This window comes from Phenylobacterium sp., assembly GCF_030693405.1.
GTDB lineage: Bacteria > Pseudomonadota > Alphaproteobacteria > Caulobacterales > Caulobacteraceae > Phenylobacterium.
Window position 1 is genome coordinate 16,336 of sequence record NZ_JAUYAW010000034.1, and the last position, 11,959, is coordinate 28,294.

The window sequence follows — 11,959 nt, forward strand, 5'->3', positions numbered from 1 at the left end:
CTGTGGCAAATCTCAGGCCGGCGGCAGGATGACCGCCACCCGCAGGCCCGGGCCGATCTCGCCCACCTTGCCCGGTCCCTCGGACAGCTCCACCCGGCCCCCATGGGCCTCCGCGACGGCGGCCACCAGGGACAGACCAAGCCCGGCGCCTGGCAGGTTGCGGCTATTCTCCAGCCGGACAAAGCGCTCCACCACCCGGGTCCGATCCTCCTCCGGCACGCCAGGACCGGTGTCGGTCACAGAGAACTCCACCTCGCCCGAGGAGCGGCGTCGGACCCGCAGCATAATGGCCCCGCCCTTGGGCGTATATTTGATGGCGTTGTCCATCAGGTTGGCCAGCGCCTGGGCCATGAATTCCCGGTTGGCCCGGATGGCCATGCCGCGGGCGAGCTCGGCCTTGAAATCCAGGCCGTCATCCTCGCAGAGCGGCTCGTAGAGTTCGCAGATATCGGCAGCCAGATCGGCCGGATCGAACAGCACCGGGTCGGGCGCCGCGCCCGCCGCCTGCAGCCTCGCAATGGCCAGCACCGCCCCAAAGGTCTTCAGCACACCATCAGTGTCATCCAGGGCCTGGGCGAAGGCGGCCTGGGGATCGCCGCGACCGGCCTCCAGGTCGAGAAATGAGGCCTCCAGCCGCGCCCGCAGGCGGGTCAGGGGCGAGCGCAGGTCGTGGGCGATGGCGTCGCCGGTGTGCTTGTGGCCGGCCATGGACCGCTCCAGCCGATCGAGCATCTCATTGAGGCCCACGGCCAGTTCGTCCAGCTCGTCCCGTGTGCCGCGCACCGGCGCCCGGGCGCTCAGATCGCCATTGCGCACGGCGTCCACCACATTGGTGAGCCCGGTCATGGAACGGCTGACATTGCGGCTGACGACGACCCCGCCGGCCAGGCCCAGGACGATAATCAGGGCGCCGGCGCCCCACAGGGCCCGGACGATCTTGACAACATAGGCCTCGTCCTCGGCGATATCGGCCCCGACGAACAGGATTTCGCCGCCCGACAGCCGCTCCTGAAGCCCGCGGGCCGGTCGGTCGATCTCGCGGCCCTGGACGTCGAACTCCGTCACCTGGAAGCTGGTCCAGGTGGCCTCGCCATTGAACGACTCCAGCGGCGACTCCTCGATGGAGCCGGAGATGCGCGCCCCGTCAGGCTTCATCAGCAGATAGAGATAGGGCCGCTCGCTGGCCGCCCGTTCGATCAGGGCCTGGTTGAGGGCGTCGGTCCCGGCGCGGCCATAGGCGCTTTGCAGGGTGCGCATCTCGCGGGTGATCAACTGGTCGACCCGCCGCGTCGCCTCACCGGCGGTCGCGATATAGATATAGGCCAGAAACGCGCTGGCCGAGGCCGCAAACAGGGCCAGGAACAGCAGGGTCAGCCGGAAGGGCGTGGTGCGGAAGATGCGCGGCAGGCGCATGTCGGCGCCCCCCTATGCGTCGAGCCGGTAGCCCGCGCCGCGCACCGTCTGCAGCATCGGCCGGTCGAAGCCCTTGTCGATCTTGGACCGCAGCCGCGAGACGTGGACATCGATCACATTGGTCTGCGGATCGAAGTGATACTCCCAGACCTTCTCCAGCAGCATGGTGCGGGTTACCGCCTGACCGGCATGGCGCATCATGAACTCCAGGAGCTGGAACTCCCGCGGCTGCAGGTCGATCTCCCGTCCCTGACGATGGACGGTGCGCCCGATCAGATCCATCTCCAGCTCGCCGACCCGCAGCAGGGTCTGGACTGAGCCGGTTTCCCGCCGGCGGGCCAAGGCCTCGACCCGGGCGATCAGTTCGGCGAAGGCGTAGGGCTTGACCAGATAGTCGTCGCCCCCGGCCTTGAGCCCGTCAACACGGTCGTTGATCTCGCCCAGGGCTGAGAGGAACAGGACAGGCGTCTGGTCGCCCTCCCGGCGCAGGGTCTCCACCAGGGTGACCCCGTCCATCTTCGGCATCATGCGGTCGACGATCATCACGTCGAACTCGCCCTGGCGGGCCTCGCCGAGCCCCGCCTCCCCGTCGGCGGCGGACAGGCATTCATGACCGCTTTCGGTCAGGCCGCGCACCATGACGGCGGCGGCCTCCAGGTCGTCCTCGACAATCAGTATCCGCATCCCCGCCCCCGTGACTGTGACGTCAGCCTACTGCGCGATATCCAGCGGAAGGAAGAGGGTGCGGCCATCGCGGCTGACCCCCACCAGGACGCTGGGCCGACCAGCCTTGCGGGCGGCTTCAACCTCGGCGGCGAGGTCGCTGGCGGCGGCGATCGTGCGGCTGTTGGCCCGCACGATCACGTCGCCCCGGCGCAGACCCTTGCGGGCGGCGTCGGAGCTGGAGGCCAGAGCGGTGACCACGACACCGCGCACCTCGGCGGCGATGCCGAAACTGCGACGGGCGGCGTCATCAATGGGGGCCAGCGTCATGCCCAGCACCTGCGGCGCCGCTGGCTGAGCCGGGCTCTGGCCGCGGGGGGTCGAGGGGCCGCCGCTGTTGTCATTGGCGGCCAGCTCACGCTCGTTGGGGCGGACGCCGGAGCGGACCTGGATCGTGCGGCGGGCGTCGCCGCGGATGATGTCCAGGCGCAGGGTGTCGCCGGCCGTGGCCTTTGCCACTTCGCGGGTCAGTTCCGAGGAGGTGCGCACCGACACGCCGTTCACCGCGATGACCACGTCACCGGGCTGCAGCCCCGCCCGGGCCGAGGGGCCGCCGGGCACGGTGTCGGAGACGATGGCGCCGCGCTGGTCGCCCAGGCCTTGGGCCAGGGCCATCTCGCGCGTGTAGTTCTGGATGGTCGCGCCGATATAGCCGCGGGTCACGCTGCCGCTGGCGATCAGCTGCTTGGTGATCGTGTCGGCGGTGGCTGCGGGGATGGCGAAGCCGATGCCCACCGAGCCGCCGGACGGCGAGAAGATGGCGGTGTTCACGCCGATCACCCGGCCATAGATGTCGAAGGTCGGGCCGCCGGAATTGCCCCGGTTGATCGGAGCGTCGATCTGGATGAAGTCGACGAAGGTCTCGCCGATGTCGCGGCCATAGGCCGAGACGATGCCTGACGTAGCCGTGGCGGTCAGGCCGAAGGGGTTGCCGACGGCGATCACCCAGTCGCCGACCCGCGGGACAGCGTCGTTCTCGAAGCTCACATAGGGGAAGTTCGCGCCCTTGACCTTGAGGACGGCCAGGTCGGTGGCCTCGTCGCGACCGACGATTTCGGCCACCAGCTCGCGCTCGTCCTTGAGGACGACCTTGATCTCCTCGGCGTTCTCGACGACGTGGTTGTTTGTGACGATGTAGCCGTCGGCCGAGATGAAGAACCCGGAGCCGGCCGACATCTGGGTCGGGCCCTGTTGCTCTTCCTCGCCCTCCTCGCCGCCGCCGCCAGGGGCGCGGGGGATGATTCCGAAGGGCAGGCCTTCCAGACCAGGGATCTGGCGCAGCACATTGGCGTCGGCCCGGGACTTGACGTTCACCGAGACCACGGCCGGCGACACCTGCTCGAAGATGTCGGCGAACGAAAGGGGCGCGCCTGGGGGCGGCGCGAAGATCGGCGCCGTGGAGGCCCGGATCACCGGCATGGTCGGCCCGGACTTTTCAGCCAGGGTGATGCCGACATCTGTGGCCGCCAGGGCGGCGGCGGCGACGCCGATACCGGCGACGGCGCCGAGAAGATAACCGGTCTTCTTAGAAGTCATGGGCCTTCGATTCCTTGCGGGCTCTTGGGGTCATAGCACATGCCCGCCTTCCCCTAGCTAGGATGGATGCGCCGATGCGCAACGGATCACAACTTACCAATTCGCAAGCTATGGCGCCGGTTCACGGCGGCTATGAGGCCGAGCCTCGGTCCGCCCCAGGATCATCGGCGAGCCTCGCCAGGGCCTCGGTCTCTTCACTGGAGAGGGCTGCGGACTCGGCCTGGGGCGATCGCCAGCGGCCGACCAACAGGCCCGCCCCGCCCAGAACGACCAGCAGAGGAAACAGCCAAAGGGCGGCGTTGGCCCAGCTGAACCGGGGCTTGAGCAGCACATACTCGCCGTAGCGGTCGGTGAGAAAGCGGCGCACCTCCACGTCGCTGCGGCCCTGGGCAACCTCCTGACGCACGATGGCCCGCAGATCCTGGGCCAGTTCAGCGTTGGAGGCGTCGATGGACTCGTTCTGGCAGACAAGGCAGCGGACCTCCTTGAAGAGGGCCCGCGCCCGGGCCTCCTGAGCCGGGTCCGCCAGCCGCTCGCCGGGGTCAGACGCTGCGCCCAGGCAGAGGACGGCGCAGGCGATGGCCAGCCAGCGGCCCAGGGCGGTCATGCCGGCTCTCCCACGGGCTTGGACGCCGGTTCCGGCCCCGCGGGCATGGCCGGCGTCGCACGACGTCCGGCCGCCAGCCGCAGGCGGCGATCCGACAGGGACACGACGCCCCCCAGGGCCATCAGACCAGGCCCCAGGAAGATCAGCAGGGCCCAGGGATTCCAGTAGCCGGTCACCAGCCAGACCGGCTCGCCATCGGCGCCCGTCCGCCGCTCGCCCAGGACGACATAGAGATGGCTGAGGCCGCGGGTGCAGATGGCCACTTCCGAGGTGGTCTGGCCGCCGGCCGAATAGAGCCGCCGCTCAGGGCGCGCCATGCAGGCCAGGGTTCCGTTCGGGGCGAAGGCCCGCAAGGTGGCCTGCTCGGCCTCAAAGTTGGGCCCCTGGACCGGCGCCACGTTCTCCAGGGCCACCACATAGCCCGCCACCTCCAGGCGCTGGCCGAGGGCGAGGACCTCGGCGGTTTCGGCCTTCCAGGTGGTCTCGAAGACCGCGCCCAGGACGAAGACCCCCAGGCCGGCGTGGGCCAGCGTCATGCCCCAGGTCCCCCGGGGCAGCCCGCCCAGACGGCGAAGCACCTCGCCGCGGGGGGCGCGGAACAGACGGATGCGTTCAGCGACCTCGGTCGCCGATCCAACGATCAGCCAGACCCCGAGCGCCAGGCCCGCGGCGCCGAACAGGCTGCGGGGCTCGGCCAGCGCCAGGGTCGCCACCGCCGCCACGGCCGCCAGCAGAGCTGCGACCCACAGCCGCTGGAGGGCCGCGCCGGCGTCCGCCCGCTTCCAGGCGAGCAGCGGCCCGGCCGGAAGCAGCAGCAGCAGAATGAACATCAGCGGGGTAAAGGTGAGATTGAAATAGGGCGGCCCCACCGAGATGGCCTCACCGGCCATGGCCTCGCGGATCAGCGGATAGAGGGTGCCCAGCAGGACAGTGGCGGTGGCCGCCGCCAGCAGGATGTTGTTCAGGACCAGGGCGCTCTCGCGGCTAATGGGAGCGAACATGCCGCCCCGGGCCATGGCCGGCGCTCGCCAGGCGAACAGGGCGAAGCCGAGCCCCGCCGTCACCCCAAGGATGGTCAGCAGAAGGACGCCGCGGGTCGGATCGACGGCGAAGGCGTGCACCGAGGTCAGCACGCCCGAGCGCACCAGGAAGGCGCCCAGCATGGAGAAGGTGTAGCCCCCCAGCGCCAGGAAGATGGTCCAGCCCGGCAGGGCGCCGCGGCGCTCGGTCACCACGGCCGAATGCAGCAGGGCCGTGGCGATCAGCCAGGGCATGAAGCTGGCGTTCTCCACCGGATCCCAGAACCACCAGCCGCCCCAGCCCAGCTCGTAATAGGCCCAGAAGGCGCCAAGGGTGATGCCCACGGTCAGCCCGCTCCAGGCCGCCAGGGTCCAGGGCCTGACCCAGCGGGCCCAGGCGGCGTCGGCGCGGCCTTCGACCAGGGCGGCGATGGCCAGGGAGAAGACCACCGACAGGCCCACATAGCCCACATAGAGGAAGGGCGGGTGCAGGATCAGGGCCGGGTCCTGCAGCAAGGGATTGAGCGAACGCCCCTCAACCGGCGGATCGGTCAGCCGCCAGAACGGATTGGAGGCGAACACCGTATAGGCCAGGAAGGCGATGCCCAGGGCGCCCTGGGTCGCCACCGCCACGGCCTTCAGCCCGGCGGTCAGGCCCCGCCCGTAGCCTGCCAGCAGGGCGCCGAAGCCGGTGAGGGCCAGACACCACATGAGCATGGAGCCCTCATGGCTGCCCCAGGCGCCGCCGACCCGGTAGAGCAGAGGCTTGGCGCTGTGAGAGTTGGCGGCCACGTTGGCGACGCTGAAATCCGACACCACGAAGGCGTAGATCAGGGCGGCGAAGGCGACCGCCAGGGTGAAGAAGGCCGCGATGGCCGCCCCCTCCCCCACCGCCGCCAGGACCGGCCCGCGACGCACGCGAGCGAGAGCCGAGGCGCCAGTCTGCAGCACCGACAAAATGAGCGAGAGAATGAGGGCGAAGGCGCCGATCTCGACGATCATCGGCCGGCCGCCCCGCCATACGGCGCCCCCGCCGGATCCTGGGCGTCGGGCACCCGCGGCGCACCATCGGCGCGCCATTCCCCCTGTTCCTTCAGGGCGTTCTGAAGGTCGCGGGGCATGTAGGTCTCATCATGCTTGGCCAGCAGGCGACGGGCCTCGAAGACGCCGTCCTCGCGGAAGGCGCCGGTGGCCACCACCCCCTGGCCCTCCCGGAACAGGTCCGGCGGATCGCCCTGGAACACCACCGGCGCAGCGGTGATCTGGTCGGCGACCACGAACTCAAGCCGGCCGTCCGGATGCTTGACCACGCTGCCGCCCTGGACGAGCCCGCCGAGCTGGATGGTGCGGCCAGGCTCCGGTTTCGTCTCCGCCGCCTGGGCCGGGGTGTAGAAATAGGAGATCGAGTCCGAAAGGCCCCAAAGCGTCAGACCGACGGCCAGCGCCAGCACCGGCGCCACCGCCGACAGGACCACCAGCCGACGCCGGGCCTTACGGGACTTGGGCAACCAACCGCTCATCTCATGGGCTCCGCTTTCGCCGCCTGGGCGAGTTCGCGCAATATCTGGGGGTTGTCGGCGTAGCGCGCCTTGGCCTGGGTCAAGGCCGCGTCTCGACGGGCGATATCGCCCAAGACGCTGTAGGACCGGACCAGCCGCACCCAGCCCTCTGCATCGTCAGGCTCGGCGGCGAGCCGCGCAGCCAGTCCTTCGACCATGGCGGCGATCTCTGGCGCGCCGACGGCGCCGGCCGCCGGGGCGGCGGGCTGCCGTGGGCCGGCGGCCACATCAGCGATGGCGGCCTGCAACACCGGCCGACGGGGATCGGAGGTGGGCAGGTCGGCCAGCAGGGCGCGCCATTGGGTCAGGCCTGCCTCAACCTCGCCAGCCTCAATCTGGGCTCGAGCCAGATGGAACCTGGCGGTGGCCGCTGTGGGATCCTGCTCCAGGGCCCGCTGGAAGGCCGCGGCGGCCTGAGGCGTGACCTCGCCCTCCGCGGCGACCATCAGGGCTTCGCCGAGGGACTCCCAGAGGTCGGACCGGTCAGGCGCCAGGCGCAGGGCTTCGCGCAGGGCGCGGGCGGCCGCCGGAGCGTCGCCGGAGGCCATTTCGGCGATGGCGAGAAACCGGAAGGGCTCCGGGTCGCCGGGGCGTTCGGCGGTCACCGAACGCAGGACGGCGGCCATCTGCGGGGCGTCCAGCTGAGTCGGCGGCGCGGCGCGCCACTGATCGAGACGCTGGGCGTAAGGCCGGTCGCTGTACCCCGGGGAGCCGAAGGCGAGATAGAGGCCAAGGGCCGCCACGGGCGCCATGACCGCGAGGCCGACGAGAAGGGGGCGAGATGTGGCCGAAATGGTCCAGGCGGGGCCAGCGGAGTCTGCGGCCGACAACAGACGACGGGCCGCCTCGGCATGGGCGCTGCGGCGTTCGTCGGCGGCGATCAGCCCCCGCTCGGCGAGGTCCTCGATCTCGGACAACTGGCGCTGATAGAGGGGCAGGGTCGAATCGGCGTCGCCGCCCCCGGCCGCCGCGCGGGCGGCGCGGCGCAGGATGAGACCCGCTACGGCGGCAGAGATCACCCCAACCGCAATCCAGAAGACGATCATGGGCGCCATTTAGCCCAAAGCCCCGCCTCGCGCGAGGGGCAACCGCCAGCGCGACGGGAGGTCGCGCTAGAGGGCGGCCAGGCGCCGGCGCAGGATGTCGGCGGCCTGGCGATCCCGGGCCAGACCGACCAGTTCAATGGCGGCGCCCATCAGGGCGCGCGCAATGGCGGGGTCCGGCGCATCGCCCTGTTTGAGATGGTCCAGGGCGTCGTCGATGAACAAGTCCAGATGCGCGTCCAGCGCCTCCATCACCTTGGTCCGGGCCGCGGCGAAGCCGCCATAGTTGGCCGCTCCGCGCACTTCCTGGGCGAAGGCGACCAGGGTCTTGGCCTTCTGAAGCGCCACAGGGTCCAGCGGAGTGGTCAGGCGGGCGGCGTCGCGGGAGACGCGGCCGATCCACACTTCGGTCAGGGGCAGGGTCTGGGCCACAGCCTTGTCGATCTCCCGCAGCCGGGCCTCCACATGGCGGGCCAGGGCGGCCTTCTGTTTGGCCAGCCGCGATCCCCAGGGACCCTGGCGGCTAAGCTCGACATTGCCCTCCAGCTCGGCGATCTGCGCGGTGACCCGGTCGATGGCCTGAGCGGCCGCGCGAACCGCGGGCATGCCGCCGCTCGAGTCGAACTGTTCGATTTCGGCGAGGCCAGCATCCACGCCGTCCAGCACCCGAAGGCCGAAGTCGGCCAGCTCGGAGCCCGCCAGATAGGCCTCTGGCGGCTTGTCCATCACCGCGCTGATCAGACGCAGGACCATCCAGGGATGGGTCAGGTGCGCCGACAGCATCTCAAAGAACCGGGGGCCGGCGTCCTCGGCGATGGCGACGGAATCCTTGTAGGCGATCCGGGCCAGGGCGGCGTCTTCCTCGGTCACCCGCTGGATCCAGCTCGGCAGACGTCCCACCGCGGCGCGAACCACCGGCGTCATCTGCAGGCATTCGGCCAGCAGCCGCGCGCCCTCGGGCCGGGCGGCGTCGGCCAGTTCGGCGGCCGCGGCGAATTTCGGGTGATTGCGTTCACGCACGCCGCGGGCGGCGCGGCGGGCCAGGATGTCAAAGGGCTCGGGCGAGCTCTGATCGGCCTGGAATTCCTCGAACAGGGCCGCGGCCCGGCCCACCTCATGGGTCGCCTGATCCCGCAGAGCGCGCCAGACAAGCGCCAGGGCCCGGGCGGGAAAGGTCAGTCGGTCCGTCCGTCCGTCGCCCACGCACAGGGGCGCGAGCGGATGCAGGACCGCATTGCGCAGCTGGCGGTCGCGGGCCTCGGTCTCGACGAGCATGCGCACATCGACCAGACCCGAATCGCCGTCGGCGCCGGACAGGGCGCCGCGCAGGTCGCCGACCACCCGATCCGGGGCGGACTCAACCATATGCCTCAGGATGGCCAGCTTCTGTTCGGGCAGACCGCCCATTCGTTCCCCTCGACGCCGCAGGCTTGCGGATCCCCACCCTGCCCATGGCCCGGTTAAGGTTTCCCTTAACCCTGTGCGGGGACTCAGAGGTGACGTGGCCCGCGTGCTGTGAAATCCTGAACCCGATGATCGGGAGCCCGCCCATGGATCGCCGCCAGGGCTGCGCCTTCTGGCTCAAACCGGCCCCGCCCACGGCGGCCGATGGCCCGGCCGGAGAAGCCAAGGCCCGGCTCCAGGCGGCCTATGGCGAGCCGCACCGGCGCTATCACAACCTCCAGCACATCGCCGATTGCCTGGATGAGCTGGCGGCCGCGCCGGGGCTGGAGACCGAGGTCCGACTGCGGCTCGCCTATGCGATCTGGTGGCACGACGCGATCTATGACCCGACGCGCCAGGACAATGAAGCCGCGAGCGCCGACCTGGCGCGCCGGGATCTCGCAGCCCTCGGGGAGTCAGCCGAGACCTGCGCCGAGATCGCCCGCCTGATCGCCCTGACGGCAGGCCATCAGGTCGGCGGTGGCGACCCCATAGGCGCCCTGCTGGTCTCTATCGATCTGGCGATCCTGGGCCGGCCGCCGGAGGCGTACGACGCCTATGCTCGCGACATCCGCGCCGAATACGCCCATGTGCCCGACGCCTTTTTCCGCCCCGGCAGGGCTGACGTCCTCAAGCGGATGCTCCAGGCCTCGCCCCTCTATCCGGACCTCGCCTACCGGACGCGGCTGGAAGACCAGGCCCGGGCCAACCTCGCCCGCGAGATCGCCGCGCTCAGCTAGGGCTCAGGTCTCGGCCCGGGGCAGCTCTAGGATCACTGAGAGGCCGCCCAGGCGGGCGGCGTCCAGGCGCAGGTCACCGCCATAGGCCCGCGCCAGTTCATCAATGATGGACAGGCCAAGGCCCGAGCCCGGCGCGCTTTCATCCAGGCGCGCCCCGCGGCGCAGAACCTCAGGCCGACGCTCAGGGGGCAGTCCTGGTCCGTCGTCATCGACGGTCACGCAGAATCGCTCGGCTGACAGCGGGACGGCCCGCACGCGGACCCGGCCGCGGCACCACTGGGCGGCGTTCTCCATGGCGTTGCCGACGATCTCCAGCAGGTCCTGGCGCTCTCCCTGGAAGACCAGGTCCTCGTCACAGTCCCAGTCGATGTCGACGCCCTTGTCCTGGAAGATCCGCGACAGGGTGCGGGCCAGTTCATCGAGCACCTCGGCCACATCGGTACGCTCGCCCCGGCCGGGGGTGCGGGCCGCGGCCCGGGCGCGACGCAGGTGGTGATCGACCTGCTGGCGCATCACCTCGGCCTGTTGTTCGACGATCGTCGACAGGGGGCCTCCGGTCTGGCGGGCCTCGGTCAGCATCACCGAGAGCGGCGTCTTCAGGGCGTGGGCCAGATTGCCCACATGGGTGCGCTGGCGTTCGACGACTTCCTGGTTGTGACTGACCAGGGCGTTCAGTTCCTCGGCCAGGGGCTCCAGCTCCACCGGCCAGGCGCCGGCGATCCGCTCAGCCTTGCCGCGGCGGACGGCGGCCACTTCCCGGCGCAGGGCGAACAGGGGACGAAGGCCGAACCGCACCTGGAACACCACCGCCCCGACGAGCCCGATCCCCAGCAGAAGAAAGGCCAGGGCTGTGGCGGTGATGAACCCGCGCACGTCCTGGTCGATGGGCGACCGATCCTCGGCGGCCATGAAGATCAGCGGCGTCTCACGCCCCGGCAGGGTGGCGCGGCTGGCCCGCGCGCGCAGGGGCTGGTCCAGAGGACCTGCGGTCTCATAGGTCACCGGCTGGCCGGGCTCAGCCTCCAGGCGGGTGACCAGATCCTCGGGCGCGGCCAGCTCGGCGTCCCACAGGGAGCGGGAGCGGACAATGATCCGCCACTGACCGTCGGGCAGGGGCTCGACCACCTGCCAGTAGCGGCCCGAATAGGCCCGCAGGGCGCGCAGGTCGGTCAGGGCTGGCGCCAGAACCTGACCCGTGGCGTCCACCGTGGTGCCGGCCAGCAGGTTATCGATCAGCTCGGCCAGACCTTCATCGAACCGCCGCAGGGCCGCCTGCTGGAACAGCAAGGACAGAACCACGGCAGAGATGAGCAGGACCGTGAGGCTCCAGCCGGCCGCCAGGATCACCAGGCGGCGGACCAGGGAGGCGCTCTGCAGGGCCGCCAGCTTCACGGCCGTGACGGGCCCCGGCTCAAGAGGCGCTCGGCTCGGTTTCGTCGGCCGGACAGGTCAGCCGGTAACCCAGGCCGCGGACCGTTTCGATCCGGTCGGACCCGATCTTCTTGCGGATCCGGCCGACAAAGACCTCGATGGTGTTGGAGTCCCGGTCGAAGTCCTGATCGTAGAGGTGCTCGACCAGTTCGGTGCGGCTGATCACCCGGCCGTGGTGCATCATCAGATAGTGCAACAACCGGTATTCCAGCGAGGTCAGCCGCAGGGGCTCGCCATTGACCGAGGCCCGGGCCGCCCGGGGGTCCAGCCGCAGGCCGCCGCAGGTCAGGTTGGGCGCCGCATGGCCGGCCGAACGGCGCAGCAGGGCGCGCAGCCGGGCCAGCAGCTCCTCGGTATGGAAGGGCTTGGTCAGATAGTCGTCGGCGCCGGCGTCGAAACCCGCCACCTTTTCGCTCCAGGCCCCGCGAGCGGTGAGGATCAGCAC

11 protein-coding genes are annotated in these 11,959 nt (G+C 70.4%); 1 reads left to right on the forward strand and 10 read right to left on the reverse strand.

Features of this window, described 5'->3' with window-relative positions:
- Positions 1 to 12 precede the first annotated feature (12 nt).
- The 8 genes from Q8N19_RS06665 to Q8N19_RS06700 form a co-directional block, all read right to left on the reverse strand.
- Positions 13 to 1,413 carry a HAMP domain-containing sensor histidine kinase gene (locus tag Q8N19_RS06665; protein WP_305588805.1) on the reverse strand — a complete coding sequence of 467 codons (1,401 nt, stop codon included), beginning with the start codon at positions 1,411 to 1,413 and terminating at the stop codon, positions 13 to 15.
- A 12-nt stretch (positions 1,414 to 1,425) separates the two neighbouring features.
- Positions 1,426 to 2,097: a response regulator transcription factor gene (locus Q8N19_RS06670; protein ID WP_305588806.1), complete on the reverse strand. Its 672-nt coding sequence runs from the start codon at positions 2,095 to 2,097 to the stop codon at positions 1,426 to 1,428.
- Between the two features lie 27 nt (positions 2,098 to 2,124).
- Positions 2,125 to 3,672: a Do family serine endopeptidase gene (locus Q8N19_RS06675; RefSeq protein ID WP_305588807.1), complete on the reverse strand. Its 1,548-nt coding sequence runs from the start codon at positions 3,670 to 3,672 to the stop codon at positions 2,125 to 2,127.
- A 130-nt stretch (positions 3,673 to 3,802) separates the two neighbouring features.
- Positions 3,803 to 4,279 (reverse strand): cytochrome c-type biogenesis protein, encoded by a 477-nt coding sequence (locus Q8N19_RS06680; RefSeq protein WP_305588808.1) that lies wholly within the window; start codon positions 4,277 to 4,279, stop codon positions 3,803 to 3,805.
- Complete coding sequence (locus Q8N19_RS06685; RefSeq protein WP_305588809.1) at positions 4,276 to 6,300, reverse strand: heme lyase CcmF/NrfE family subunit; 2,025 nt, start codon at positions 6,298 to 6,300, stop codon at positions 4,276 to 4,278. Before Q8N19_RS06685 ends, Q8N19_RS06680 begins: the two co-directional genes overlap by 4 nt.
- Positions 6,297 to 6,818, reverse strand: coding sequence for a cytochrome c maturation protein CcmE (ccmE, locus tag Q8N19_RS06690; RefSeq protein WP_305588810.1), 522 nt, complete (start codon positions 6,816 to 6,818; stop codon positions 6,297 to 6,299). The genes Q8N19_RS06685 and ccmE overlap by 4 nt, the downstream gene beginning before the upstream one ends.
- The gene (ccmI, locus tag Q8N19_RS06695; protein ID WP_305588811.1) at positions 6,815 to 7,912 is read right to left on the reverse strand and encodes a c-type cytochrome biogenesis protein CcmI; all 1,098 of its coding nucleotides are present in this window, start codon (positions 7,910 to 7,912) and stop codon (positions 6,815 to 6,817) included. Before ccmI ends, ccmE begins: the two co-directional genes overlap by 4 nt.
- Positions 7,913 to 7,969: 57 nt before the next feature.
- Positions 7,970 to 9,307, reverse strand: a complete 1,338-nt coding sequence (locus Q8N19_RS06700; RefSeq protein WP_305588812.1) for a hypothetical protein — start codon at positions 9,305 to 9,307, stop codon at positions 7,970 to 7,972.
- A gap of 143 nt (positions 9,308 to 9,450) precedes the next feature.
- Here Q8N19_RS06700 and Q8N19_RS06705 point away from each other — a divergent pair, with 143 nt between their 5' ends.
- Positions 9,451 to 10,083, forward strand: a complete 633-nt coding sequence (locus Q8N19_RS06705) for a phosphohydrolase (RefSeq protein WP_305588813.1) — start codon at positions 9,451 to 9,453, stop codon at positions 10,081 to 10,083.
- Between the two features lie 3 nt (positions 10,084 to 10,086).
- Here Q8N19_RS06705 and Q8N19_RS06710 read toward each other — a convergent pair whose 3' ends face one another.
- The gene (locus Q8N19_RS06710) at positions 10,087 to 11,475 is read right to left on the reverse strand and encodes an ATP-binding protein (RefSeq protein WP_305588814.1); all 1,389 of its coding nucleotides are present in this window, start codon (positions 11,473 to 11,475) and stop codon (positions 10,087 to 10,089) included.
- A 19-nt stretch (positions 11,476 to 11,494) separates the two neighbouring features.
- Positions 11,495 to 11,959: response regulator transcription factor (locus Q8N19_RS06715; protein ID WP_305588815.1), on the reverse strand; the 465-nt coding region annotated here is incomplete at its 5' end.

Coding starts and splice junctions, on each gene's coding strand:
- Q8N19_RS06665 (WP_305588805.1), bottom strand. CDS start 1,413: ATGCGCCTGCCGCGCATCTTCCGCACCACGCCCTTCCGGCTGACCCTG.
- Q8N19_RS06670 (WP_305588806.1), bottom strand. CDS start 2,097: ATGCGGATACTGATTGTCGAGGACGACCTGGAGGCCGCCGCCGTCATG.
- Q8N19_RS06675 (WP_305588807.1), bottom strand. CDS start 3,672: ATGACTTCTAAGAAGACCGGTTATCTTCTCGGCGCCGTCGCCGGTATC.
- Q8N19_RS06680 (WP_305588808.1), bottom strand. CDS start 4,279: ATGACCGCCCTGGGCCGCTGGCTGGCCATCGCCTGCGCCGTCCTCTGC.
- Q8N19_RS06685 (WP_305588809.1), bottom strand. CDS start 6,300: ATGATCGTCGAGATCGGCGCCTTCGCCCTCATTCTCTCGCTCATTTTG.
- ccmE (WP_305588810.1), bottom strand. CDS start 6,818: ATGAGCGGTTGGTTGCCCAAGTCCCGTAAGGCCCGGCGTCGGCTGGTG.
- ccmI (WP_305588811.1), bottom strand. CDS start 7,912: ATGGCGCCCATGATCGTCTTCTGGATTGCGGTTGGGGTGATCTCTGCC.
- Q8N19_RS06700 (WP_305588812.1), bottom strand. CDS start 9,307: ATGGGCGGTCTGCCCGAACAGAAGCTGGCCATCCTGAGGCATATGGTT.
- Q8N19_RS06705 (WP_305588813.1), top strand. CDS start 9,451: ATGGATCGCCGCCAGGGCTGCGCCTTCTGGCTCAAACCGGCCCCGCCC.